The 24,909-nt window shown below is 40.8% G+C and carries 24 protein-coding genes and 1 other annotated feature; of the genes, 7 read left to right on the top strand and 17 right to left on the bottom strand.

Annotated elements, in window-relative coordinates; genetic code table 11:
• Window positions 1–8: 8 nt before the first annotated feature.
• From hisB to hisG, 4 genes are read right to left on the bottom strand one after another with little or no spacing between them, the layout of a single operon-like run.
• Window positions 9–1,076 (bottom strand): bifunctional histidinol-phosphatase/imidazoleglycerol-phosphate dehydratase HisB, encoded by a 1,068-nt coding sequence (gene hisB, locus AAC852_RS11875; protein ID WP_340621224.1) that lies wholly within the window; start codon window positions 1,074–1,076, stop codon window positions 9–11.
• Window positions 1,073–2,191, bottom strand: a complete 1,119-nt coding sequence (gene hisC, locus AAC852_RS11870; RefSeq protein WP_340621223.1) for a histidinol-phosphate transaminase — start codon at window positions 2,189–2,191, stop codon at window positions 1,073–1,075. The genes hisB and hisC overlap by 4 nt, the downstream gene beginning before the upstream one ends.
• Window positions 2,192–2,200: 9 nt before the next feature.
• On the bottom strand, window positions 2,201–3,574 hold the full coding sequence (hisD, locus tag AAC852_RS11865; RefSeq protein WP_340621222.1) for a histidinol dehydrogenase: 1,374 nt from the start codon (window positions 3,572–3,574) through the stop codon (window positions 2,201–2,203).
• A 5-nt stretch (window positions 3,575–3,579) separates the two neighbouring features.
• On the bottom strand, window positions 3,580–4,479 hold the full coding sequence (gene hisG, locus AAC852_RS11860) for an ATP phosphoribosyltransferase (RefSeq protein WP_340621221.1): 900 nt from the start codon (window positions 4,477–4,479) through the stop codon (window positions 3,580–3,582).
• A 62-nt stretch (window positions 4,480–4,541) separates the two neighbouring features.
• Window positions 4,542–4,664, bottom strand: a sequence feature (His leader region).
• Window positions 4,665–5,066: 402 nt separating this feature from the next.
• Here hisG and AAC852_RS11855 point away from each other — a divergent pair.
• A complete protein-coding gene (locus AAC852_RS11855; RefSeq protein WP_340621220.1) occupies window positions 5,067–5,915 on the top strand; it encodes an SDR family oxidoreductase in 849 nt (282 codons plus the stop codon).
• Here AAC852_RS11855 and AAC852_RS11850 read toward each other — a convergent pair whose 3' ends face one another.
• A complete protein-coding gene (locus AAC852_RS11850) occupies window positions 5,916–6,536 on the bottom strand; it encodes a glutathione S-transferase family protein (RefSeq protein ID WP_340621277.1) in 621 nt (206 codons plus the stop codon).
• A gap of 167 nt (window positions 6,537–6,703) precedes the next feature.
• Here AAC852_RS11850 and AAC852_RS11845 point away from each other — a divergent pair, with 167 nt between their 5' ends.
• The gene (locus tag AAC852_RS11845; protein ID WP_422824295.1) at window positions 6,704–7,912 is read left to right on the top strand and encodes a serine hydrolase; all 1,209 of its coding nucleotides are present in this window, start codon (window positions 6,704–6,706) and stop codon (window positions 7,910–7,912) included.
• A gap of 121 nt (window positions 7,913–8,033) precedes the next feature.
• Here the strand turns inward: AAC852_RS11845 and AAC852_RS11840 are convergent, their stop codons facing one another.
• The 3 genes from AAC852_RS11840 to AAC852_RS11830 form a co-directional block, all read right to left on the bottom strand.
• On the bottom strand, window positions 8,034–9,338 hold the full coding sequence (locus tag AAC852_RS11840) for an HAAAP family serine/threonine permease (protein ID WP_340621218.1): 1,305 nt from the start codon (window positions 9,336–9,338) through the stop codon (window positions 8,034–8,036).
• 936 nt (window positions 9,339–10,274) lie between these two features.
• Window positions 10,275–10,883, bottom strand: a complete 609-nt coding sequence (ybjG, locus tag AAC852_RS11835; RefSeq protein WP_340621217.1) for an undecaprenyl-diphosphate phosphatase — start codon at window positions 10,881–10,883, stop codon at window positions 10,275–10,277.
• Between the two features lie 456 nt (window positions 10,884–11,339).
• Window positions 11,340–11,603 carry a GrxA family glutaredoxin gene (locus AAC852_RS11830; RefSeq protein ID WP_340621216.1) on the bottom strand — a complete coding sequence of 88 codons (264 nt, stop codon included), beginning with the start codon at window positions 11,601–11,603 and terminating at the stop codon, window positions 11,340–11,342.
• Window positions 11,604–11,872: 269 nt separating this feature from the next.
• On the opposite strand from AAC852_RS11830, the gene AAC852_RS11825 reads away from it, so the two are divergent.
• The 3 genes from AAC852_RS11825 (at window position 11,873) to rlmC (ending at window position 13,939) form a co-directional block, all read left to right on the top strand.
• Window positions 11,873–12,190 carry a YbjC family protein gene (locus tag AAC852_RS11825; protein WP_340621215.1) on the top strand — a complete coding sequence of 106 codons (318 nt, stop codon included), beginning with the start codon at window positions 11,873–11,875 and terminating at the stop codon, window positions 12,188–12,190.
• 75 nt (window positions 12,191–12,265) lie between these two features.
• Complete coding sequence (locus AAC852_RS11820) at window positions 12,266–12,781, top strand: type III secretion system chaperone family protein (RefSeq protein ID WP_340621214.1); 516 nt, start codon at window positions 12,266–12,268, stop codon at window positions 12,779–12,781.
• A 24-nt stretch (window positions 12,782–12,805) separates the two neighbouring features.
• Window positions 12,806–13,939 (top strand): 23S rRNA (uracil(747)-C(5))-methyltransferase RlmC, encoded by a 1,134-nt coding sequence (rlmC, locus tag AAC852_RS11815; RefSeq protein ID WP_340621213.1) that lies wholly within the window; start codon window positions 12,806–12,808, stop codon window positions 13,937–13,939.
• Window positions 13,940–14,047: 108 nt separating this feature from the next.
• Here the strand turns inward: rlmC and artM are convergent, their stop codons facing one another.
• The 6 genes from artM to cspD form a co-directional block, all read right to left on the bottom strand.
• Complete coding sequence (artM, locus tag AAC852_RS11810; RefSeq protein ID WP_340621212.1) at window positions 14,048–14,716, bottom strand: arginine ABC transporter permease ArtM; 669 nt, start codon at window positions 14,714–14,716, stop codon at window positions 14,048–14,050.
• A complete protein-coding gene (gene artQ / locus AAC852_RS11805) occupies window positions 14,709–15,431 on the bottom strand; it encodes an arginine ABC transporter permease ArtQ (protein WP_340621211.1) in 723 nt (240 codons plus the stop codon). Before artQ ends, artM begins: the two co-directional genes overlap by 8 nt.
• A gap of 14 nt (window positions 15,432–15,445) precedes the next feature.
• Window positions 15,446–16,183 (bottom strand): arginine ABC transporter substrate-binding protein, encoded by a 738-nt coding sequence (gene artJ, locus AAC852_RS11800; protein WP_340621210.1) that lies wholly within the window; start codon window positions 16,181–16,183, stop codon window positions 15,446–15,448.
• Between the two features lie 96 nt (window positions 16,184–16,279).
• Entirely contained in the window at window positions 16,280–17,008 is a 729-nt protein-coding gene (gene artP / locus AAC852_RS11795) for an arginine ABC transporter ATP-binding protein ArtP (RefSeq protein WP_340621209.1), read from the bottom strand.
• A gap of 221 nt (window positions 17,009–17,229) precedes the next feature.
• Window positions 17,230–18,132, bottom strand: coding sequence for a LysO family transporter (locus AAC852_RS11790; protein WP_340621208.1), 903 nt, complete (start codon window positions 18,130–18,132; stop codon window positions 17,230–17,232).
• A 612-nt stretch (window positions 18,133–18,744) separates the two neighbouring features.
• On the bottom strand, window positions 18,745–18,975 hold the full coding sequence (gene cspD, locus AAC852_RS11785; RefSeq protein WP_340621207.1) for a cold shock-like protein CspD: 231 nt from the start codon (window positions 18,973–18,975) through the stop codon (window positions 18,745–18,747).
• A 324-nt stretch (window positions 18,976–19,299) separates the two neighbouring features.
• Between cspD and clpS the strand changes: the two genes are divergently transcribed.
• Entirely contained in the window at window positions 19,300–19,620 is a 321-nt protein-coding gene (gene clpS, locus AAC852_RS11780; protein ID WP_340621206.1) for an ATP-dependent Clp protease adapter ClpS, read from the top strand.
• Window positions 19,621–19,651: 31 nt separating this feature from the next.
• The gene (gene clpA, locus AAC852_RS11775) at window positions 19,652–21,937 is read left to right on the top strand and encodes an ATP-dependent Clp protease ATP-binding subunit ClpA (protein WP_340621205.1); all 2,286 of its coding nucleotides are present in this window, start codon (window positions 19,652–19,654) and stop codon (window positions 21,935–21,937) included.
• A gap of 112 nt (window positions 21,938–22,049) precedes the next feature.
• Here the strand turns inward: clpA and infA are convergent, their stop codons facing one another.
• The 3 genes from infA to cydC all read right to left on the bottom strand — a co-directional run bounded on the left by infA (window position 22,050) and on the right by cydC (window position 24,863).
• The gene (infA, locus tag AAC852_RS11770; protein WP_002211347.1) at window positions 22,050–22,268 is read right to left on the bottom strand and encodes a translation initiation factor IF-1; all 219 of its coding nucleotides are present in this window, start codon (window positions 22,266–22,268) and stop codon (window positions 22,050–22,052) included.
• 154 nt (window positions 22,269–22,422) lie between these two features.
• The gene (gene aat, locus AAC852_RS11765; protein ID WP_340621204.1) at window positions 22,423–23,112 is read right to left on the bottom strand and encodes a leucyl/phenylalanyl-tRNA--protein transferase; all 690 of its coding nucleotides are present in this window, start codon (window positions 23,110–23,112) and stop codon (window positions 22,423–22,425) included.
• A gap of 8 nt (window positions 23,113–23,120) precedes the next feature.
• A complete protein-coding gene (gene cydC, locus AAC852_RS11760) occupies window positions 23,121–24,863 on the bottom strand; it encodes a heme ABC transporter ATP-binding protein/permease CydC (protein ID WP_340621203.1) in 1,743 nt (580 codons plus the stop codon).
• Window positions 24,864–24,909: the final 46 nt, after the last annotated feature.

Genomic DNA, 24,909 nt, shown 5'->3' with positions numbered 1-24,909 from the left:
ATTTTCTCTTATAAGACACCCTTAGAGCTGGGCAAAGTATCGCCTTCTATACGGATAGCTTGTCTTAGGGTGCGGCCAAAGACTTTAAACAGACTTTCGGCACGATGGTGATCGTTCTTACCTTTAGTTTTCAGGTGTAAGGTACATCCCATTGTATAAGAGAGGGAACGGAAAAAATGTTCGATCATCTCTGTGCTTAAATCCCCAACGCGTTGATGTTTAAATTCAGCTTTATATTCAAGGTGTGGTCGGCCGGAAATATCCAGGGCGCAACGGGCAAGACATTCGTCCATTGGAAGTGTAAATCCGAAACGGGCAATACCACGTTTATCACCTAATGCTTGTTTCAGAGCTTCCCCTAATGCAAGACCGGTGTCTTCAACAGTGTGATGATCATCAATATAAAGATCACCATCAACTTGAATGTTCATGCGAAAACCACCATGAGTGGCGATCTGATCCAGCATATGATCAAAGAAACCAACTCCCGTATTAATGCGACTCTCTCCTTCTCGATCCAGCCAAATTTCAATATTGATCGCAGTTTCTTTCGTTTTACGGTTTACGCTGGAATAACGATCTTTACGGGTCAACTGTTCACAAATGGCTGACCAGCCCAGTGAATCAGCTTGATAACGAATGCCTTGTATTCCCATATTTCGGGCTAATTGCAGGTCAGTTTCCCGATCACCAATCACGTAACTGTTTTTGCTATCCATAACGCCCTCTGCTAGATATCTTTCGACTAAACCGAGTCTTGGTTTACGGCAATCACAGTTATCTTCCGGTTTGTGAGGACAGATTAATACCTCTTCAAACTGAATACCTTGTGAAGTAAGAACTTGCATCATCAGAGCATGAGGTGGTTCAAAATCAGCTAGTGGAAAACGGTTTGTACCTAATCCATCCTGGTTAGTGACCATAACTAGTTTGTAACCGGATTTTTGCAGGGTCAGTAGAGCAGGGATCACGCCAGCTTCAAATGCCAATTTATCAAGGCGATCGACTTGATAGTCAGTTGGTGGTTCAGTAATCAATGTTCCATCGCGATCAATGAAAAGCAATTTCTGGCTCATGGATTTTCTGTTTCCTGTACTTGTTGAGTTTGTTTGCAAATTTGTTTGCAAAGAGTAGCAATGGCATTGACAAGCCGCTCACATTCACTACGGTCGCCAACAGTAATACGTAAGCAATTTTCTAACCCCGGTTGTTTTTGTTGATCGCGCAGGATAATGCCCTGATCCCATAATGCTCTGAATACTAATTCAGCATTGGTGAATCTCACCAGGATATAGTTGGTTTCACTGGGAAATACCTTTTCCACTAATATTAATTCATCAAGTGCTGCTTGTAGATAAGCACGATTAGCAATAATTTCTTCTACCCGGTTTTGCATTGCTCGAATGCCTGTTGCAGTTAGTGCCTGTGCTGCGATATCTGCAACAGGTGTAGCAAGTGGATAAGGAGCAATCACTTTCAACATTAACGCGATAATATCGGCAGAAGCCAGAGTAAATCCACAACGTAGCCCTGCTAAAGCAAAAGCTTTCGAGAGGGTTCGCAAAATCACCAAGTGTGGATACTCTTTTAGCCAGTGAGTGGTAGTATTTTGCGGGCTGAATTCAATATAGGCTTCATCAATGGCAACAATGGCACGATTGCGGGCAAGTTCGAGGATCTGGCGTAATGCAGCGGGAGCAATCAGATTACCTGTTGGATTATTCGGGTTGCAGATATAGATCAATTTGACGCGATCCAGATTATTTTGGATTGCTGTAATATTGGGCTGCCAGTCAGTACTGCTGAGGATCTTTTTCTGCTCGACACCGAAGGTTTCAGCACTGACACTGTACATACCATATGTTGGAGGGCAAAACAGAACGGCATCTTTACCCGGTTCGCAGAAAACGCGGATCAACAGCTCTATGGATTCATCTGCACCACGGCTAGCAAGCACTTGCTCTGGTTGCAGGTTTGTGTAATCTGCATAACGCTGAATAACCGCTACAGGCTGGCACTCAGGATAGCGGTTAAGCGTTTTTTCCAAGAATTGGAAATCAGGGGCGGTATGGTATTCGTTGGCATTTAACCAAAGATCACCCTTGCCACCCAGACGACGGGCTGACATATAAGGGACTAATTTGCGGATATTTTCTCTTGCCAGTAAATTGACATCAAAAACAGTGCTCATTATTGCTCCTTAAGCTTTGGGCTGAGTGTCGGCGTTGTCTGCATTATCTGTACTGTTCAGGGCAGCTATACGTAATGTGACCGCATTCTTGTGCGCAGTGAGTTGTTCTGCCTGTGCCAGTGTTTCTATAGTTGGCGCAAGTTTTTTTAAACCTTGTGGGGTGAGTTTTTGAACGGTCATTCTTTTCAGGAAATCAGCCACACCGAGGCTTGAGTAGGTTGAAGTATAGCCATAAGTTGGTAATACGTGATTTGTTCCAGAAGCATAATCTCCCGCAGATTCAGGCGACCAGTTGCCAAGGAAAATGGAACCAGCACTGGTGATTTTGTCTACAAGCTGTTCTGGTTGCTGCGTTTGGATGATCAAATGCTCAGGGCCATATTGGTTACTGATTGTCACACATTGGTCAATATTAGCAGTGACAATGATACGGCTGGATTGCAAAGCCTGAATAGCGATTTGTTGACGTGGCAGCGTGAGAAGTTGTTTCTCAATTTCACGAATGACCTGTTTGGCATAATTCTCGTCAGGTGTGACTAATATGACTTGGGAATCTGGTCCATGTTCTGCTTGTGAAAGTAGGTCTGCTGCAGTAAATGTCGGATTAGCGCTATTGTCTGCAATTACCAGCACCTCTGAGGGGCCAGCGGGCATATCAATGGCTGCACCATCAAGGTGTTGGCTTACTTGTCGTTTGGCTTCGGTGACCCATGCGCTACCTGGGCCAAAGATTTTATCCACTTTAGGGATGGATTCTGTACCAAATGCCATTGCTCCAATGGCTTGAGCACCACCAATCTGAAATATTTCGCTGATACCGCATAATTGGGCAGCGTAGAGTATTTCATCAGCAATCGGTGGTGGAGAGCATAAAATTACCTTACGGCATCCTGCGATACGGGCGGGAGTGCCGAGCATTAACACAGTGGAAGGTAATGGCGCAGAACCTCCGGGGATGTATAGCCCTACTGAATCAATTGGCCGTGTAATTTGTTGGCAATACACACCGGGGATAGTTTCTACTTCAATTACTGTTGGTTTTTGTGCTTCATGAAACAGGCGGATATTGTTCATAGCCTGTTGCATAGCTTGTTTTATTTCTGGTGCCAGGCGTTTGGTTGCGGCGTTAATTTCATCTACAGAAATTTGGATGGTATCAACTGCGATATTATCGAAATGTTGACTAAGTTCCCGTAATACTTCATCTCCGCGCTCTTTGACGGTTTCTAGGATCTGTTTTACCGTACTGGCAACATTTTCAGATGTGGCAACAGCAGGGCGGGTCAGCAGTATTTGTTGCTGTTCCGGCGTACACTCTTGCCAGCGAATGATGGTGTTAAAATCAGCGGTATTGTGCAAAGTTATATTAAGATTAGCACTCATCAGGATTACTCCATCATCTTTTCAATGGGCAAAACAAGAATGGAACTGGCACCCAGTGTCTTGAGTTTTTCCATCGTTTCCCAGAATAGAGTCTCACTGCTGACCATGTGCATGGCGACACGGTTTTGAGCTCCAGCCAGAGGCAAAATAGTTGGGCGTTCTGCGCCTGGCAGTAATGAGATAATTTCTTCTAACTTGTCACTTGGAGCATGTAGCATGATGTATTTGGACTCACGAGCCTGAATGACACCTTGAATGCGGATCATCAACTTATTAATGAGTTGTTGCTTTGTTTCTGGCATTTCACCATCACGCTGGATCAGGCAGGCTTTTGAACGATAGATAACTTCAACTTCCCGCAGCCCGTTTGCTTCCAATGTTGCACCAGTTGATACCAAATCACAGATGGCATCGGCCAATCCTGCCCGGGGAGCGACTTCAACAGAGCCATTGAGAAGACAGGGTTTGAATTGAATACCTTTTTGATCCAGATAGCGTTTTAATAGGTGTGGGTAAGAAGTGGCGATACGAGAGTCTTGCAAACATTCTACGCCGGTATAGTCATAATCAAGAGGGGCGGCGAGAGAAAGGCGGCAATTACCAAAATCAAGGCGGCGCAGTGTGGTATATTGTGGGCTATCTCCCTGTGCGAGACGACTAAGCAGTTCTTCTTCGAGTACATTTTCACCAACAATACCTAAATCGACAACACCATCCATGACAAGACCGGGAATATCATCGTCACGGACACGTAAGAGATCAATGGGCATATTTTCTGCGAATGCGATCAGGCGTTGTTGTTGCAAATTGATTTTGATGCCACAGCGTGCCAGTAATGCCTGGGAGTCATCACTCAAGCGCCCTGATTTCTGCATAGCTATCCGTAATCGAGTTTTATCTAACATGTTATGTCTACCCTATATCAATATATAAATTTAGAACTTAGGTAACTCGGAATCTGTTGGGCATAAAAAAACCCCCGGAAAATCTTCCGAGGGTTTTCTATCGTATTCACACCACCGGAAGAGTTATTAAACGTCTTCCAGCACACAACAGCCTGAAAGACTAATCAGGATGATGGTGGTGATGGTTAAATTGAATACGATTCATAATATGTATGCTCTCTGTCGAATATATGATAAATAATTTTAGCGTATATTTATTGTCTTCCAAGTCACGGTTTTGTAGGTAATGGTATGTTTTAGCGTTACTTATGTTTGCTCTACTTTGTGACTTCAGGAAAACTTTATGCTTAACTTTATATATGTTTGCTATATGTTAGCAGATATAAGAAATTAGCTGTCTGCTATTTAACCTATCTGATCCTGTATATGGAAAGCAACCTTTTTTTAAAAAAAGTTATTTTGCGCTATTAATCTTTTGTTTTATATGTAAATTATTTTTACCCTCTTTAAGGAAGTGAGTGGGTGATATCTTTTACAGGTGTAATTTGCTTAAATAATCAAAATCATATGGGCTGGGGAGAATCAAGGTGAAAAAGGTTTCAATTATTGGACTGGGATGGTTAGGAATGCCATTGGCACAAGCCTTGCAAGGAAGCGGTGTACAGGTAGTCGGTAGTAAAACAACTCCAGATGGTGTTGAAGCAGCCTGTATGTGTGGAATTGACTGTCATTTATTGAATCTGACCCCTGAAATCATCTGTACACCTGATAAACTTGAGCAACTTATGTCAGTTGATGTATTGGTTCTGACATTGCCTGTCAGCAGAGTTGCAGGAGGTGGGGCAGAGTATGTCAGAGCAGTACAGTTACTTGTTGATACTGCGCTCTCGTATTCTGTCCCTCATATTATTTTTACCAGCTCAACTTCCGTTTATGGTTCTTCTGTCGGCTATCTTAATGAAGATGCTCCATTGTTTCCTGAAACTCAATCTGCCAGAGCATTGGTTGAGCTGGAAAACTGGTTGCATCAATTACCCAATACATCCGTTGATATCCTGCGTTTGGCGGGCTTGGTAGGTAGCGGTCGCCATGCAGGACGTTTTTTGGCAGGACAGAAAGCGATTGCTGGGGGAGAAAACGCAGTTAATTTAGTTCATCAGGATGATGCTATCTCTGCTATTAAACTCCTTATTCAGCGTTCTGAAGGAGGTAATATCTATAATTTGTGTGCGCCGGAACATCCCAAAAGATCGGAGTTTTACTCACAAGCCTGCCGTCAGCTTAATGTGACCCCGCCAGAATTTTTACAATCGGAAAGTGAGGAAATGGAAAATCACTCTGGGAAATGTAAAACGGTTGATGGAAGCCGAATTTGCCGGGAACTGGGGTTCGAGTACCAATATCCAGATCCCGGTAGAATGCCGATGAGCCTGTAATTAGTTTATTTCAATCATAACAATTTTTTGGAACGCTGGTCTTTCAGTCATTAATTGATACCAGCGTTCCAAGTTTGGCAGTGATGGTCGTTCTGTCACGATATTAATCCATAGGTAGACAAAGGGGGCAAGAGCGATATCGGCCATGCCAAATTTATCGCCGGAAAGATAGGTTTGTTTGCCCAATGTTTCATCGGTAATTTTCAGTAGTTTTTTTATCTCTGCAAATGTTTGAGAGATGATTTTTTGGTCGCGTTGCGCTTCCGGAGTTCTGACAAGATTTATCATGAGCTGCTTGATTGGAGGAAAGAGATGACAGCCTATCCAATCCATCCATTTTTCAACATTATATTTTTCTTTAATATCAGTTGGGTAAAGAATATCTTTGCCAAATTTTTCCGCAATATAACGGACAATCACATTTGATTCCCACAGAATAAAATCATCGTCCTGTAAACATGGAATAACGCCATTAGGGTTCATGTGTAAATATTTTGGATCATCAAGTTTGCCAAATTTTCCACCAACATCGATTTGCTGATATGGGATCTTTAATTCTTCCAGACACCAAAGAACCTTTTTTACATTTGATGAATTCTTACGGCCCCAGACTGTCAGCACCATTTTCTCCTTAATATCAGGTTGTTCTGAGTTATCGATAATATGACAATAAATTCATGTGAATGACAGGAAAATCTTTACGTTATTGGGTTGGAGTCTTATCTCATAACATCCTATATTAATAGAGATTTTATATTTTGGCTGTCAGAGAAAAAAGGCGAGCGATGATGAAAAAAAGAGGTCAGATAAAGATAATAAAGTTTTTTGCAGTGGGGCTGAGTGTTTTTTGGCTGGCAAGTACCAACTTATATGCGATAAATGAACCGGCTACGCCAGAGATTGATGCTAAAGCTTATATTTTGATGGACTATGCCAGCGGAAAAATTCTGGCATCAAATAACCCTGATGAGCGTTTAGATCCTGCGAGTCTGACAAAGATGATGACCAGTTATGTGATTGGGCAGGCGATGAAAGCTGGTAAATTTTCCCAAGAGGATTGGGTCACTGTCGGAAAAGATGCCTGGGCGACAGGTAATCCGGTACTTAAAGGGTCTTCCCTGATGTTTTTAAAACCCGGAGATAGAGTCAAAGTCATTGATTTAAATCGTGGTATTGTGATCCAGTCTGGTAATGATGCCAGCATTGCTCTTGCAGATTATGTTGCAGGTAGTCAGGATGCTTTTGTTGATTTAATGAATAAATACGCCCAATCGTTAGGTCTGACAAATACTCATTTTAAGACTGTTCATGGCTTAGATGCCGCCGGGCAGTATAGTACTGCTCGTGATATGGCACTTTTGGGTCAGGCCATGATCCGTGATGTTCCAGAAGAATATGCACTGAATAAAGAAAAAGAATTCACTTTCAACAAAATCCGTCAGCCTAACCGCAACCGTTTGTTGTGGAATCAAAACATAAACGTGGATGGTATAAAGACAGGCCATACCAGCGGAGCAGGATATAATCTTGTTGCCTCTGCAACAGAAGGCCCAATGCGTTTAATCTCAGTTGTTCTGGGTGCTCCAAGTGATCGAATTCGTTTTGTGGACAGTGAAAAGCTCCTGGTATGGGGTTTCCGTTTTTATGAAACCAGTACCCCACTTAAGGCCGATGATGTACTAGTCACAGAAAAAGTGTGGTATGGAACTCGCCCTGAAGTTGCTTTAGGCGTAGAAAAAGATGCGGCAGTTACAGTCTTGCGTGGGCAGTCGGGTAATTTGAAAGCAAGTTTTACACTGAATCAGACACCACTGGAAGCGCCATTGGCAAAAAATCAGGTTGTAGGAACGGTTAATTTTATGCTAGATGGTAAGGTCATTGAACAACGCCCGCTGGTAGTAAAAGAAGCCGTTGAAGAAACGGGGTTCTTTGGCCGCGTTTGGGATTTTATTGTACTGACTGTCAGTAGTTGGTTTAACTCAATTTTCAGTTATTGAATGATTAAGTAAGAATATAATAATTTGAAAATAGTTGAAGTTAAAAAAATGCCAGTCACCTTTATTGTGGCTGGCATTTTTTTTCAGGGTAGCGATTGTAGAAAGCTGCCTGATATATTCATTACATCACAGAATAAACGGCTGCTGAGATAGCGATTAAACCTGTAACAATAACAAAGATATTGCTTGGCTTGCCTGCATATTTGCGCATAGCCGGAACTTTATGAATAGCATACATTGGCATGATGAACAGGATCATGGCAATGATTGGCCCACCCAGAGATTCAATGATGTTCAGAATACTTGGGTTAAGTGTTGCAATAATCCAGGCACTGATTAGCATAAATAAACTGGTGATACGATTCAGCGTCTTGTGCTGAATAGTTTTTCCTTGCGTGCTCAGTGCCTTGTTAATGATGCCATTAAAACCTTCACGGGCACCCAGATAGTGACCAAGGAATGACTTGGTAATTGCGATAAAGGCAATGACTGGTGCAATGTATTCAATGACTGGTGCATTAAAATGGTTAGCCAGGTAAGACAGAATAGTAATATTTTGTGCTTTGGCTTCTGCCAGATTTTCAGGTGACAGGCTTAGTACGCAACTAAAGACAAAGAACATGACGGTCAGTACCATCATGATGTGAGCATAGCCCAGAATGCGTGAACATTTTTTCTCCGCATTTTCACCGTACTCTTCACGTTTTGCTACAGCAAATGCAGAGATAATTGGGGAATGATTGAAAGAGAAAACCATTACTGGGATCGCTAACCACAGGGTGAACAGAAGGCCATGACTATTGGTTGAAGATGCAGTATTTTCCAGCGATAAAGTATCAAAGATAGCAGTGTTCCAGTGGGGGATAAGATACAGAGCCAGAAGCATCAAAACGGTGACAAATGGGAATACCAGGACACTCATTGCTTTGACAATCATTTGTTCGCCGAAACGAATAATGCTCATAACGCCCAGGATCAATAATAGTGCCAGCAATGCACGAGGTGGAGCATCCATATGTAGCTGGTGGGTAATAAAACTTTCTACTGTATTGGTTAGCGCAACACTATAAACCAACAGGATAGGGTAAATTGCAAAGAAGTACAGAATGGTGATTAAAAAACCTGCAACTTTACCGAAATGTTCTTCTACCACGCCAGTGATATCTTCGCCGCTATTTTTGCCGGAAAGGACAAAGCGACACATGCCGCGGTGAGCAAAGAATGTCATCGGAAGTGCAAGCAGTGCCATGATGATAAGTGGTATTAATCCACCAATACCGGCGTTTATGGGAAGAAACAAAACGCCAGCGCCAATGGCTGTGCCATATAATCCCAACATCCATACAGTGTCTGATTTACGCCAGGTAGAGTAATCGCTTTTGCTGAAAGCAGAGGATGCGATTGAACCTGTTTGAGATGTGTCCATAAATATCTCCGAAATAACGCGGTAAAGTAAAATTTAAAAATTGCTAAACCCGCACATTAAATAAAATGCACGAGTTGGATTCGTTATATGAATAATAAATTGTCAGATATTGTTCTGATGTTTATTTAAACATTTTTATTTCTATATTAATAATATTGCCTAAAATATGGTCATTTTAAGCAGAGGATTCGAGATCCAGTTTAGTTCTAATTTTTGATGCTTAAATCAAAAAAACTTAATCACAGACTTTTGGTAGGGGGAATATAATTATTTTTAGTAAAATGTACCGTGATCGCTCTCGCAATTGTAAGATTTATATCGTAAAGTTAATATGTTATGAGTTCTTATGATGGTGTTAATTAAATATTAAATAAGATGTATGCATAAAAAAATGGATAATAAATATCATCAATTGGATTTTAACATTCTGTGTTCGTTTACTACTCCTGATTTTTTATTAAAATATTAATATATTATTTTTGTGAGGGATTTAAGTCCCAGCTTAATATAATCCTTATCTCTTTAGCTATAAATTCTTTCCGCTTTATTTTGCTGTATCAGTATGAAATAAAAGTAAAATAATAGTGGCCTTTATTTTGGTTTGAAATGTGTGCTGTATGATTAGGATTTTGGTTTCATTAATATTATGAATTAATAATCTTATTGATGTTTAAAAGATGTTGAATGAAAAAAAATCAAACAAGGTTTGATTTGTAAAGAAAGAGTAATCTTATTCAGTTATGTAATGTTGTATATAACGAAATGCTTTATATTGATTGCTGATTTATTTATTTTTTAGATAACACAGAGGCTTTGTCAGATGAGGAGTTATTGTGTACAGCCACATTACTAATTTTCTTAATCGTGATTCCCCCGGTTACAAGATCCTAAGTCTCTGGGGGAATCCATTTTCTGTTGCGATGTTGAGGGCTTGATTTAACTTTGTACCCAACCTCTTCTGATTAAAAAGGCACAGCAAAATTGGTAAAGGCAAGTTAGTTTGCTTTGCAAGCATGCTCCATAGAGGTGCCAGAATATTTGGGAAAATGCACATCCCATTAAGCTGACCAAAAATGCGCCAATCATATCAATTGGCCAGTGAACTCCGACATAGACTCTGGCCCAGACAATAGCGCAGGCAATAACCATCAGACAAAAACCTGACCAGATGCGATGCCAGAAGATAAATGCTAATGCGAAAGTAAATACGGTTGTACCGTGGTTACTGGGGAAAGAAACTGTTGGCGCATGAGCAAGAAAATTATGACCAACTCCTTCAACAAAAGGGCGTGCATGTGGAACCAGCACTCCAATAATTGCTGAAACCGTTATTGCAAAGGCAAAAGCAATACAAGATTTACTGACAACAATGCGCTGATATGAGATAGCTTCTTTTCCCCCCCAAAGCCAGCAAACTGCCAAGGTGATGGGGTATACATACACCAGATATTTTGCAACAAAGATTGAAAACATGATCATGCTTGGTGATGAATCTGGTGTAGCATTGATAAGAGTAAACAAATCGTGGTTCAGTTGTTCTAGCAAAATGAGCCTCACACGTGCATTGAAGTAAGAATATGATAACGTGCTTTATCAAATACTGTGCAAAACAATAATTTTATCATGTGGTTTAGTAAAGCGATATCGCCTTAATTCGTCAGGTTGTTTAATACTGATTAAAATTGAAGTGCGTAAATAATGTATTGATGAGCGCATCTTCCTTATGACTGTTCTTTTCCTGTAAAAACAAAAAACCCGATAGTCTTTAACCAAAGGGGATGACTATCGGGCTCCTCAATAATGGGGACATCAAAGAAAAGCAGTGGCACTAATTGAGACTGTGTGAAAACATGAAAGTTCTCGAGATCGAAAAAAAATTACAGAATTTTTTCAGTGCGGCGGTAGATTGAGAAATACGGGGTGGAATTTTGTTGAATATTTAGGCGCATGCCGCTATTTAGAAAGAGAATTTTTTTCTCACCTAAATAGCGGATGCTATGATTATTTGTATAGTTGCAGGTTTTCTTTGGCGTAGGCTTCAAAATCTGTACAACCGCCAATGTGTTTTTCATCAATGAAAATCTGAGGAACAGTCTCAACAGGTTTACCTACTGTTTTTGATAAGTCGTCTTTGGTGATGCCTTCTGCCCAGATATCAATATAACGGTAGTCAAAATCTTCGCGCTCTGTTTTTAATTTTTCAGCCAGCTCCTTAGCGCGGACGCAGTATGGGCAACCAGGACGACCAAAAATGACTGTGTACATATAAAATAAACTCCTTATTGGTAATAGCCATGGACTACATAGGTATGTCATCTTGGGTTACTATGCCTGTAAGAGCGGGTAAAAAAAAGCAGGAATTTCCTTTTGCTTTAATCAGCACCACCAATTAGACCTCATGGATCTCAAGATATAGCCAACAAACAAAAGAGGTAACTTGAAGGACGAAAGATATAGCAGATACTTATGTATGGTAGCCTGATGATGGCGGTTAAAAAATATCCTGCATAGCAGATTTGGAAGGTAGTCAACAAATGAAGAAAAGTACATCAAAAGAGATGCGTTCGTTGGCTGATATGCCAAAGCTGGTTATTTTATTGGAAATATTGGGGATTGGGTTGTTGGCTTTAGTCTATTTGTCGATAACTGGTAGTATAGTTCTATCGCCTTTATTAATGACGACAGAAGCACACATTGCTATGATCTTATTGGGTATTGGCTGTTTGATACCCGCAGCTATCCATATTATCTGGCGTGCGATCTATAATCTTTCTTTCTTAGGAATTGATCATAAGAAAGCAAGTAGAAATCATCAGATTGGCTCTGGTGAAGAAAAAAACAAAATAGGTTAACGATTTCATGTTGCTATCCTAGTCGTGTTTTCTGAAGGTAGCATATGTCACTTTTAGTCATATGAGGTTGATTCAATGGATTCTATGGTTATCCCAAATTTAGCAACATTACGTAATTGGCTTGATAAACTTAAAATCTCTTATTTTGAGAATGAAGCAAGTCCAGTATTACATTTGCCTCATATGCAGAACATTGATGGCTTGTTTGATGCCAAGCTTGATCTGTTAGGGGATGTTGTCTTTTTCTCCGCTCTGGCGGAAGTCAGGCCGACGGCGATTATTCCATTAGTGGCAAATTTGAGCCAGATTAATGCCGGTTCCCTTACTGTTAAGGCATTTCTTGATATTCAGGACGAAAGTTTACCCAAACTGATTGTTTGCCAGGCATTTCCTATCGCTGCTGGTATGACTTTCCAGCAATTTTCTCATTTTATGAAGCAGAGTGAGGAGCAAATTGCTAATGTGATCTTTGAAGTTCACAGTAATAATTTCCTTTATGTTAATAGTGAAATGGAAAGCGAGATGGAAATGGAAGTAGAAGATGAAGAATCGCAAACTTCGATAAAAACATCAACGTTTACCTTGCACTAATATTTTTTAATGTGGTTTTTTACAATGCAGTGTGCGCAGTATACCGCGGGGCATTGTCACTCCTGCCAGTGGTTTGATAAGTCCTATTTAAAACAATTATCTGATAAACAAGAACATTTACAACAGCTTTTACAAAAATCATCAATAACGTGCTGGCAACCTCCTGTTGCCAGTCAACTTGCTGAATTTCGTAATAAGGCCAAAATGGTAGTGAGTGGCAGTGTTGAGCGTCCGCTACTTGGGATGCTACACCGGGATGGCAGGGCAGTTGATCTTTGCGATTGTCCTTTATATCCACAACATTTCCAGTCAGTGCTCGAAGTAATAAAGGTATTTATTGCTAAAGCGGGATTAGTTCCATACAACGTTGCACGCAAAAAAGGTGAGCTCAAATATATTTTATTGACCGAAAGTCGTGCTAACAGAGAAATTATGCTGCGGTTTGTGCTACGTTCAGAAACTAAGTTGGAACAGTTAAAACGTGCCTTACCGTGGTTACAAGAACAATTACCACAATTGGTGGTGATTTCCGCAAATATTCAACCTGTTCATATGGCGATTCTGGAAGGTGAAAAAGAGATTCTTTTCACTGAAAAGAAAATGTTACAAGAAAATTTTAATAATATTCCGTTGTATATTCGCCCCCGTAGCTTCTTCCAGACTAATCCCGATATTGCTTCACGACTATATGCGACTGCCGGGCAGTGGGTCAGAGAGTTGAATATAAACAGTATGTGGGATCTGTTTTGTGGAGCAGGTGGTTTTGGCCTGCATTGTGCAGATGAAGAGACAAGGCTGACTGGTATTGAAATCAGTGAGGAAGCTATTGCTTGTGCGAAGAAGTCGGCTAATAGCCTTGGGCTTAAACATATTGAATTTCAGGCACTGGATTCTACACGTTTTGCTCTTGATAAATCTCAGATCCCTGAGTTGGTGTTGGTTAATCCTCCACGCAGAGGAATTGGTAAGGAGCTTTGCCAATATCTTAATCGAATGGCTCCTAAATTTATTCTTTATTCAAGCTGTAACGCTGAAACTATGGCAAAAGATATCACTATGCTCGAACGATACCGAATAGAGAAAGTACAATTATTCGATATGTTCCCCCATACAGAGCATTATGAAACGCTGGCATTATTAGTTATTGTTGGCAATTAATCGGAAAGAGGAATATTTCCATTGTTGATAACAGTTTGTTGATAATAGGGTACTGATGACAAATGGCAATCAACAATGGAAGTGAAAATAACAATAATACAGATAATCTTAATTACGTTGCTCAAATAATAAGGTGCGTCGTTCAATCAAACGCATGAGTAATGTTAAAAGGCCATTTATACAAAGATAAATAATACCTGCGGCAACAAATACTGTTGCATCATAACTGCGGCCAAACTGGAGTTGGCTGTATCCCATTATATCCAGCAGCGTTATTGTACTGGCCAGTGAAGTGCTTTTGAAAATTAATACAACCTCATTTGAATAGGAAGAAAGTGCTCTTTTGAAGGCATAAGGTAACAGAATGCACAGAGAATGTGCCTTTGACATCCCAAGAGCGTAGCAGGATTGCCATTGTCCGGCTGGAATTGCTTTAACTGCACCATAAAAAAGTTGAGTCGAATACGCTGCACTATTTAATGCTAATGTCACCATAGCACAAAGCCATGGTTCGGACATGAGTTGCCATAACCACGGATATGCTTTCAGTGACGGAAATTGTCCCGGTCCGTAGTAAATCAAAAAGAACTGTACGAGCAAGGGCGTTCCGGTAAACAGTGTGATGTAGCCTTTCACCAATTGCGATAATATCGGCAGTTTCATCGTCAGAATAGCCGTCAGGGTGACAGACATCGTAAATGCTACCAGCAATGCGGTAACAGTCAGACTCAGGCTGGTTTGTAAACCCGGTAAAATATCCTTTATATACTCAAACATCAGAAGTACTCCGTTCAAAATGAGTAGCGCGCACTTCAAGTCGTTTGAGGATAAATTGGCTCACCAATGTAATAAATAGGTAGATAGCGGCGGCAACCATATACCAGGTGAATGGTTCTTGTGTGCGGGTGGCAATACTTTTTGTTTGTAACATCAAATCATTGACACTTATCAGTGAAACCAACGCTGTGTCTTTCAATAAGACTAACCATTGATTACCAAGCCCCGGCAAAGCATGGCGCCACATTTGCGGCATAATTAAACGAAAAAAGGTACGGCTTTGGCTTAACCCTAATGCTTGCCCGGCTTCTCGTTGCCCCATCGGAATTGCTTTTAATGCTCCCCTTAGTGTTTGAGAGGCATATGCAGAATAAAGTAGAGAGAGGGCAATAACACCACAGAGGAAAGGGCTGACATCAAAACTGTCAATTTCCATTTGTATCCTGAATTGCCACACCACAAGATTGATATCAATTCCTTCTGACAGGGTGATCAGAAGTTGTGAACTCCCAAAATAGATAAAAAGAACCACTAAAATTTCAGGTAGTCCACGGATCAAAGTAACCCAGCAGGATCCTAGAAATGCAAAGAGTTTCCAACGGGAAGATTCCCAGGTAGCAAAAAGCATTGCCAGAATCAGGCCAGTTACAAGAGACACAACAGCAAGGCCGACGGTTATACCGGCGGCACTGATTAAAGATTGAAGTTCATTCATAGAGATTCAGCTAATTATTGTTCAAACCATTTCTTGTAGATAGTGTCATAAGTGCCATCTTGTTTAATATCAGCCAGAGCCTGGTTTAGTTTGTTCAATAAGACGGTATTACCTTTACGAACAGCTATACCTAAACCTGTACCGAAGTAATTTTTGTCAGTAACTTTTTCGCCAATAGTACCCAGTTCTTTATTCTTTTTTAGCCACACATTAACAACGGCGGTATCACCGAATAATGCATCAATGCGTCCATTTTTCAGATCAAGGATGGCATTTTGATAGCTGTCATAAGGAACACTTTTTAGCTCCTTATGTTGTTCCATGAGATATTTTTGATGTGTTGTGCCATTTTGAGTACCTACTTGTTTTCCTTTAAGTTCAGTAAATTGAGAATATTTCCCTTTGACAGTGACAAATATGGCCGCGTTGTCATAATAAGTATCAGTGAAATCAACTTGTTTCTGTCTGTCAGGCGTAATATCGATACCTGCCATCAATACATCAACGCGGCGGAATTTCAGGCTAGGAATGAGGCTATCGAATGCTTGGTTAGTAAAGGTGCATTCGGCATGGATTTTTTGACAAATAGCGTTTGCTAAATCCACATCGAATCCCTGGATTTTATTATTTGCATCAATAAATTCAAAAGGAGGATAGGTTGCTTCAGTGGCAAAACGGAGTGATTGCTTTTCTGCTGCGGTCGCGGATAGTGTTATTGAACTTAGTAAGGCTGCAAGTAATAATTTTTTCATTGCCATATCCTGTAATTCATGAGCATGTGGTTGATGAATGTTATTGGTATTTTTTTGTTAACGAGTTATCTGTTTAATTGAATTAATATCGTAGGTTTAGTGTGCTAAATAATTAGCAAAAGCTTCCGTATGAGGCTTCAAAAAATGGCTTGCATCACCTTTTTCTATAATTCGCCCTTTCTCCATGTAGATGAACTGACTTGCTGTTTTACGGGCAAGTTCTACTTCATGTGTCACGATAATTTGTGTGATCCCGGTTTCTGCCAACTCTTTTATTATGTCAACGACTTGAGATGTGATTTCTGGATCAAGTGCAGAAGTGGGTTCATCAAACAGCAGAACTTGAGGTTCCATCATTAACGCTCGTGCAATGGCGACACGTTGCTGTTGTCCGCCTGACAAATGTAATGGAAAACGATTGGAAAACTCCTCCAGACGAAGACGGGAAAGTAATTTTATCGCTTTTTTCTGCGCTTGTGGTCCAGGTAGCCCTAATACCCGACGGGGAGCTTCGGTCAGGTTATCCATTACGGTCAGATGTGGCCACAAATTGTATTGTTGGAAAACCATACCTACTTTCTGCCGTAAGGCACGGATTTCTTTTTCGCCAGGGGGATGTTTAAAGTCAAATTGATGCTGTGCCACACTTAACTGACCAGAACGTGGCATCTCCAGTAAATTCAGGACTCGTAGTAAGGAACTTTTGCCCGCGCCACTAGGCCCTAGTAATACTACGGTTTCTCCTAATGTACATTCGAAATTGATATCAAACAGAGCCTGATGAGTTCCATAGAAGTAATCAATGTTTTTTAATTGAATTTTCATGCGAAAAATATGAATAGTTAACTGATTGATGGGATATTAATCTCAAAAGAATAACTATGCAATAATATCTTCATAAGATCGTTATTTTAGTCAATTTATAGGTTAACTAATCATGCCACTAATATTTTTTGGTTTTTTATTCTCTAACATGGTTTTTATGATTAAATATTATGCTGTTAAATGATGTTGCAAATTTTTTACACCAAAAACGTGAGTTAAATTTACTGGGTAAAAAATGCAATAAATATAGGTGTCATTAAACTCAAAATGAAACCATGAACGATAGCAGCGGGTACGATACTCAAACCACCACAACGCTGTAATATGGGTAATGTGAAATCTATTGAGGTAGCGCCGGTTAAACCTAATGCTGTAGAACGGTATCGATTGATTAGCATGGGGATGAGCATGATTGATGCCAGTTCACGAGCCAAATCATTGAAAAAAGCAGTACTGCCTAATACTGGCCCATAGGCATCAGAGAGTAAAATGCCAGAAAGAGAATACCAGCCATAGCCAGATGCAACGGCAAGGCCTGTTTTGGTCGGTAGCCCTAGAAGAAAAGCAGCCAGCATACCGCCTAAAAGAGAACTGACTGCAACAACGAGAGCAACAATGGTTCCACGGCGATTAATCAGGGTCTGTTTCAGGGTCATGCCATTATTACGTAGCTGAATCCCAACAAGAAAAAGTAAAAAAATTAAAGTGATTTCACTGGCTTTGCTGGAAAAATGAAACCATGACCATTCTGTCAAACCAAATAAGAAGCCCAATATTAGAGCACCGCATAATTTAATGGAATCAAACACCATATGCAGACGAGAAGGGGGGCTTTCTTGCTTATACTCTGCGATAATCCACGGTTTTCTTTTATCCAACAGGAAAAGTGCCAGTAAATTAGCTATAAAGATGCAAAGAAAAAATGTCATTGCATATAGCAAGATAGAGAGTAGGTTATCGCCCAGGTTTTCCAGCATAGCAAGGCTGATGCCCATGAAAACAAGGATGAGGTAAACCATGACATTGAGCAGTTGGTGAACTCTGGTCAGTATCATTTTATTATTTAGACGGATCGAATAACCCAGGCTCAATGGAAGGAGGATAATGAGTAATCCTGAATACATGTCACAATCCTTATTATAATAGATGTCTTTTTATCTGTTTTTATACCCTATATCTTACGCGTTTTATTATTAGCTACATTCATACTTATGGACGCAGCAGGTAATCTATTGGGTATACCTTTAGCTGGTCATAAAAACCAAAAAAATAATAACAACAATAAATTTACACTATAATAACAAGTAGGATAAAGGTAAACCTACTGAAAATCAACGCGTTTTTTACTATATGATAAGGTTAAAATCATTAAATAAAATGAAGTGATTTTGATACTAAATAGAGGAATATTTTCCTGAATTGTATAGAAATTTCTGACCTTAGAGATAACAATCAGTTGCTATTGACATTTAATAAAAAAACTCTCCTGATTCTTACATCTATTTCATTTACATCTAATTTATTTACATCTAACTCATTTATATCTATCGTGGATAGATAACTGGCATATTAGAGTTTTGGCATCTTATAGTTGACAAGAATAGAAGACGTGAGATGTTTTACCAGGCTTATCGCTGATTTTAGATTCTTAGCCAGAGAAAAAATGATATGGCTATTGGATAATAACACGCCACAAATAACGTTTGTTTACCTGTGGCGTGGAAATTAAGAATTGATTACTCTTTTCTTGATGTTAAGCCATCTTCCAAAGGAACAATAAGACTGGCATGATTGCCTTTAGGGCCTTGATTAACACTGAAATTCACTTTTTGTCCAGCTTTCAGCGTCCTATAACCATCCATCTGAATAGTTGAATAGTGAGCGAATATGTCATCGCCACCGTCAGCCGGGCAAATAAATCCAAAGCCCTTTGCATTATTGAACCATTTAACTGTACCTGTTTCCATACTTCTCTATCCCTCGTATTATGATTTCGGATTCAGGAATCACTAAAAATTTCAGGATCATGAACAGTCGTTCAGCTAGGAAAGGTGTTCATAAAATACACTGTAGTGAAATTCATTTCATCGTCAAGCATAGAAATGGCGTCAGGTTGTCTCAAATTGTTAAAGTTTGATATAGATAACGGTATCAGATTTTTAGGTGGAAGACTTGCTCTGATCGTCTACGGGAATAAGCAGAGTGCTTTATGCAGTGATAAAATATATAGAGGTAGAACGAATTAGTTCATACTAAAATCCGGTAGCAAGATAATACTCAGTGGAAAGGCAATGAGTCATTTTTATAATAGCTTGAATTTTGAAGAGTTTATTCAAGATAAAGAAAAGCAAGCGTTACAGCCTCCATCAATGTATAAGATTATTCTTAACAATGATGATTATACCCCTATGGAGTTTGTGGTTGACGTATTGCAAAAGTTCTTTTCTTATGATGTTGAACGAGCAACGCAACTAATGCTGGATGTCCATTACCAAGGGAAGGCTATTTGCGGTATTTATACAGCAGAGGTCGCAGAAACTAAGGCTGCGCAAGTGAACATGTATGCGAAGGAGCACGAGCATCCGTTACTTTGCACGCTAGAAAAGGTCTGATCTGGCTTATTGATTTTGGGAGGAGGTGCTTATGCTCAATCAAGAATTGGAGCTTAGTCTCAACATTGCTTTTGCCAAAGCAAGGGATAACAGACATGAATTTATGACTGTAGAGCACCTGTTGCTGGCGTTGTTAAGTAACACATCAGCGCGAGAAGCACTGGAGGCTTGTAAGGTCGACTTGGCAATATTACGCCAAGAATTAGAAAATTTTATCACTCAAACTACCCCTTTATTATCTGAGAATGATGATCGAGATACACAACCAACGTTGAGTTTTCAGCGTGTTTTGCAACGAGCGGTATTTCATGTTCAATCTTCAGGGCGCTCAGAAGTTTCTGGGGCAAATGTGTTAGTTGCGATTTTTAGTGAGCAGGAATCTCAGGCGGCTTATTTACTGCGTAAGCATGATGTTAGCCGACTGGATGTTGTGAATTTTATATCTCACGGAACACGTAAAGATGAACTCGATAGTGAGCCTCATCACAACGTTAATCCAGTTCAGGAAGAACAAGTGATAGGTGAAGATCGATTGGAGAATTTCACTACAAACCTGAATCTGTTAGCGCAGAAAGGACAGATTGATCCACTTGTCGGACGTCAGCATGAATTGGAAAGGACAATTCAGGTGCTATGTCGTCGGCGTAAGAACAATCCCTTGTTTGTGGGTGAATCCGGGGTTGGTAAAACCGCGATTGCGGAAGGGCTTGCATGGCGTATTGTGCAAAAAGATGTCCCTGGGGTGATGAAGGATTGTACGATTTATTCATTGGATATTGGTTCGTTACTGGCAGGAACAAAATATCGTGGCGATTTTGAGAAGCGCTTCAAAACCTTGTTAAAAATATTAGAACAAGATAATAAAAGTATTCTCTTTATCGACGAAATTCATACCATTATCGGAGCTGGTGCGGCTTCGGGCGGGCAGGTGGATGCCGCTAATCTGATTAAACCACTTTTATCCAGCGGTCGTATTCGGGTAATTGGTTCAACAACTTATCAAGAATTCAGCAATATCTTTGAGAAAGATCGTGCTTTGGCTCGTCGGTTCCAGAAGATTGATATTCTTGAACCTTCTTCTGAAGAAACGATACAGATTATTCATGGTTTACGAGCCAAATATGAGGCACATCATGATGTCCGCTATACATCGAAAGCTATTCGGGCTGCTGTTGAATTATCCGTGAAGTACATTACTGACCGCCATTTGCCGGACAAAGCTATTGATGTCATTGATGAAGCTGGAGCTCGAACAAGGTTAGTCCCGGCCAGTCGTCGCAGAAAGACAATCAATGTTTCAGACATTGAATCTGTTGTGGCTCGTATTGCCCGTATTCCTGAGAAAACAGTTTCAGCCAGTGATAAAGATGTATTGAGAACACTGGATGATCGTTTGAAAATGTTGGTTTTTGGTCAGGGCAAAGCAATTGGAGTATTAACAGAAGCCATTAAAATGAGTCGTGCTGGTTTGAGGCAGGAGTATAAACCTGTTGGTTCTTTTCTATTTGCGGGGCCTACAGGGGTTGGTAAAACCGAAGTGACAGTTCAGTTAGCCAAGGTACTCAATATCAAGCTACTGCGGTTTGATATGTCTGAATATATGGAACGTCATACTGTGAGCCGCCTGATTGGCGCACCACCAGGTTATGTTGGTTATGATCAGGGTGGTTTATTGACAGATGCGATTATCAAACACCCTCATTCTGTATTGCTGCTTGACGAAATAGAGAAAGCGCATCCTGATGTATTCAATATACTGCTGCAAGTTATGGATAATGGAACATTGACTGATAACAATGGCCGGAAGGCTGATTTCCGTAATGTTATTTTAGTCATGACAACCAATGCCGGGGTACGTGAGACCCAGCGTAAATCCATCGGTTTCAGCGAGCAGGATAACAGCATTGATGGTATGGAAGAAATTAAACGAACCTTTACCCCTGAATTCCGTAATCGACTTGATAGCATCATTTGGTTTGATGCACTTTCTGCGGAAGTTATTCAGCAAGTAGTTGATAAATTTATTGTTGAACTACAAGCTCAGTTGGATGAAAAAGGTGTTTCCCTGGAAATCAGTACAGATGCCCGTCAGTGGTTATGTGATAAAGGGTACGACAAAGCGATGGGGGCTCGTCCTATGGCTCGCGTGATCCAGGATAGCCTGAAGAAACCTTTAGCCAATGAATTGTTGTTTGGTTCCTTAGTTCATGGCGGATCTGTCAGGATTACTCTTGATAAAGATAAGCAGGCACTAAAATACGATTTCAAAGGCGTACAAAAGTCGAATAAGAAAAAATCAGAAGATGCCGTGCTATAAATAAGTATGGAAAAAAATAAGTACGGAAAACACTGGCTGTATGATTAAGAGTGACACCACAGGAAAATGTTGAAAAAACACATTTACCTGTGGTGTTAAGAAGGTATGTGAATCAGCGGCTACGGAAGACGATACGGCCTTTGCTCAGGTCATATGGAGTTAGCTCAACTGTAACCTTGTCTCCAGTCAGGATGCGGATGTAGTTCTTACGCATTTTGCCTGAAATATGAGCAGTAACGACGTGTCCGTTTTCTAGTTCGACACGGAACATGGTGTTTGGCAGTGTATCTAACACAGTGCCTTGCATTTCAATATTGTCTTCTTTGGCCATCTAATCCTCTAAATGTAACAACCGTAGTTTTTAACCGGCAAGATAATGCCGAAAAACCCTCATTATGTAAAGGAATGTCGCATTTTAAACCATCATTTTCCTCATAATGGAATTGACACTCCCACCGTAAATAGCATAAATCACCAAGTGTTGATTATAATTCCAGCACTTGTGTATCCCAACAGCCTGCCTGCAATGATTGTTTTTTATATTGCTCAAGATGCTGGAGAAATTCTCTCCTTGGAATATTTTTCGCGCCCAGTGACTCTGTATGGTGGTTTAGCACCTGGCAATCAAACAGTTGACCGCTATGACGTAAAAAATGGTGATAGAATGCCACAAAAGCGCACTTGGATGCATTCTCCATTTTGCTGAACATCGATTCACCGCAAAATAGCGTTCCTACACTAACACCGTATAATCCACCAACAAGCTGATGTTTGTGCCAGACTTCAACCGAATGAGCCATACCTTCCTGATGCAAGGTTTGATAACCGTGCTGAATATCAGCCCCGATCCACGTACCTTCCTGTCGCTGGGCACAACTGTATATCACCTGATCGAAAGCATAGTTTACCGTAATTTGATAAGGATGTTTGCGAATAAAACGTCGCAGAGTACGTCCGGTATGTAATTCTCCAGGGATCAGAACCGCTCTGGGATCCGGCGACCACCATAAGGGGAGCTCATCAGGCGAAAACCATGGGAAAATTCCCTTACTATAAGCTGCTTTTAAGCGTTCTGCACTCAAATCCCCTCCGAATGCCAACAGACCATTCGGCTCTGCTAATGCATTGGCTGGATGAGGAAATTCACATGAGTTATCCAATTGAGCTATCAACATAAAAGTTATCACTCCTGCTCAGGATAATACTGTCGTTGATAGAATTGGTAATAACGTCCTTGCTGTGACAGTAACATGTCGTGTTGCCCTTGCTCAATGATACGTCCCCCATCCATTACACAGATACGATCCATATACTGTAAGCCAGTTAACCGATGGGTAATCACAATAAGTGTTTTATTTTGGCAACTATCGCGTAATAGCGACAGAATTTGTTGTTCAGTATCTGCATCAAGCCCTTCTGTCGGTTCATCCAGAAGCATAAGTGGAGAATCATGCAGTAATGCCCTGGCAATACCCAAACGGCGTTGTTCTCCACCAGAAAGTTGACGTCCGCCTTCGCCCATCCAACAGTTTAGCTTTTCATTATTGTCTAGCAAGTTTCCCAATCCGACCTGCTTTAATACTGTTGTTAATTCTTCATCAGTAGCATCTGGTTTTGCCAATAACAAATTTTCACGCAGAGTATGGCTGAATACATGTATCCGCTGGGGAACGATAGACATTATCGATCTCAGTGTAGCTTCATCATAACGAGAGATAGGCTGTTGGTTGATTAAAATCTCTCCGTGATTAACATCCCATGCCCGGGTCAATAATTGTAAAAGAGTCGATTTACCGCAGCCTGTTTTGCCCAACAAAGCAATATGTTCACCAGCTTGCAGAGACAGAGAAATATTCTGTAATACTGGTAAGGGTTGATTAGGATAAGTAAAATCAATGTTTTTTATCTCAAGACTGAGATTATTTGTACTTTCTGGCCCGTGTGCAGGGAAGGTGACTTCGGCTTTCTGGTGCATTAACTGAGAGACACGTGTAGCTGAGGAGATAACTTGTCCCATGTGCTGGAAAGCCACAGTGACTGGCCCAAGAGACTCAAAAGCAGCGAGAGCACAGAATGTAAACAGGGCGATCAACGCTCCAGGTTGATTGTTTCCGCCTATACCTGCTGCTGCCAGCCACAATATCAGTGTCACTGTGATGCCAGTGGCAAAAATCATAATGGCTTGAGAAAGTCCCGTCAGATTAGCTTGTTGTTGTTGACACTTTAACCACTTGGATTCAATCTCAGACATTGAGTGGCGGAAGCGCAGGAGAGCACCGAATACGGTCAACTCTGCCTGACCTTGTAATGCACTGGTAAGCAATGTTCGATATTGGCCGCGTAATAAAGTGATATTCCTGCCGTAAGGTTTGCCCGCATGATAAAACACAAAAGGTAATGTCAGCAGCAGTCCTAACAGAATACCGCCAAGGGTATAGGCAAGCGTCTTATCAAGGAATCCCAAGCCAAATGTCAGGACAACAATGACGGCAAGTGCAGCGAGAACTGGAGACATGACACGTAGGTAGAGATGATCTAACGTTTCGACATCAGCCACAATCCTATTCAATAGCTCTCCCTGGCGAAAACGAGCAATGCCTCCTGGAGAAAGTGGTAGGATCTTCTGAAAGGTAAAAACCCGAAGATGTGCCAATACCCGGAATGTAGCATCATGGCTGACTAATCGCTCACCATAACGCCCGGCAGTGCGAAAAATAGCTGCCCCACGGACACCCGCCGCAGGCAGCATATAATTGAAGGTATATTTTCCGGCAAATCCTGCTACAGCAGTGCCGGCAAGAAACCAACCGGACAGCGTAAGTAAGCCAATACTAGCTAGCAGGGTTACAACTGCCAAAATCATACCTAAACTAATAAGAAACCAATGGCGGCGATAGAGTGCGAGAAAAGGGAATAATACACGCATGATTAAAGCTCCACACTACGATGAGACAACAAACGGGAAAAGGCAC

This window comes from Xenorhabdus siamensis (genome assembly GCF_037996745.1).
Taxonomy (GTDB): Bacteria; Pseudomonadota; Gammaproteobacteria; order Enterobacterales; family Enterobacteriaceae; genus Xenorhabdus; species Xenorhabdus indica.
The sequence above is the reverse complement of the archived record's forward strand: the minus strand, read 5'-3'. Positions and strand labels throughout refer to the sequence as shown.

Excerpts from the sequence above, each read along its gene's own strand:
- artJ (WP_340621210.1), bottom strand. The coding sequence starts at position 16,183 with ATGAAAAAATTATTACTTGCAGCCTTACTAAGTTCAATAACACTATCC.
- clpA (WP_340621205.1), top strand. The coding sequence starts at position 19,652 with ATGCTCAATCAAGAATTGGAGCTTAGTCTCAACATTGCTTTTGCCAAA.
- AAC852_RS11830 (WP_340621216.1), bottom strand. The coding sequence starts at position 11,603 with ATGTACACAGTCATTTTTGGTCGTCCTGGTTGCCCATACTGCGTCCGC.
- hisG (WP_340621221.1), bottom strand. The coding sequence starts at position 4,479 with ATGTTAGATAAAACTCGATTACGGATAGCTATGCAGAAATCAGGGCGC.
- artQ (WP_340621211.1), bottom strand. The coding sequence starts at position 15,431 with ATGAATGAACTTCAATCTTTAATCAGTGCCGCCGGTATAACCGTCGGC.
- AAC852_RS11790 (WP_340621208.1), bottom strand. The coding sequence starts at position 18,132 with ATGTATTCAGGATTACTCATTATCCTCCTTCCATTGAGCCTGGGTTAT.
- artM (WP_340621212.1), bottom strand. The coding sequence starts at position 14,716 with ATGTTTGAGTATATAAAGGATATTTTACCGGGTTTACAAACCAGCCTG.
- infA (WP_002211347.1), bottom strand. The coding sequence starts at position 22,268 with ATGGCCAAAGAAGACAATATTGAAATGCAAGGCACTGTGTTAGATACA.
- cydC (WP_340621203.1), bottom strand. The coding sequence starts at position 24,863 with ATGCGTGTATTATTCCCTTTTCTCGCACTCTATCGCCGCCATTGGTTT.
- AAC852_RS11825 (WP_340621215.1), top strand. The coding sequence starts at position 11,873 with ATGAAGAAAAGTACATCAAAAGAGATGCGTTCGTTGGCTGATATGCCA.
- AAC852_RS11840 (WP_340621218.1), bottom strand. The coding sequence starts at position 9,338 with ATGGACACATCTCAAACAGGTTCAATCGCATCCTCTGCTTTCAGCAAA.
- clpS (WP_340621206.1), top strand. The coding sequence starts at position 19,300 with ATGAGTCATTTTTATAATAGCTTGAATTTTGAAGAGTTTATTCAAGAT.
- AAC852_RS11820 (WP_340621214.1), top strand. The coding sequence starts at position 12,266 with ATGGATTCTATGGTTATCCCAAATTTAGCAACATTACGTAATTGGCTT.
- rlmC (WP_340621213.1), top strand. The coding sequence starts at position 12,806 with ATGCAGTGTGCGCAGTATACCGCGGGGCATTGTCACTCCTGCCAGTGG.
- hisD (WP_340621222.1), bottom strand. The coding sequence starts at position 3,574 with ATGAGTGCTAATCTTAATATAACTTTGCACAATACCGCTGATTTTAAC.
- aat (WP_340621204.1), bottom strand. The coding sequence starts at position 23,112 with ATGTTGATAGCTCAATTGGATAACTCATGTGAATTTCCTCATCCAGCC.
- hisC (WP_340621223.1), bottom strand. The coding sequence starts at position 2,191 with ATGAGCACTGTTTTTGATGTCAATTTACTGGCAAGAGAAAATATCCGC.
- AAC852_RS11845 (WP_422824295.1), top strand. The coding sequence starts at position 6,704 with ATGAAAAAAAGAGGTCAGATAAAGATAATAAAGTTTTTTGCAGTGGGG.
- cspD (WP_340621207.1), bottom strand. The coding sequence starts at position 18,975 with ATGGAAACAGGTACAGTTAAATGGTTCAATAATGCAAAGGGCTTTGGA.
- artP (WP_340621209.1), bottom strand. The coding sequence starts at position 17,008 with ATGAAAATTCAATTAAAAAACATTGATTACTTCTATGGAACTCATCAG.
- hisB (WP_340621224.1), bottom strand. The coding sequence starts at position 1,076 with ATGAGCCAGAAATTGCTTTTCATTGATCGCGATGGAACATTGATTACT.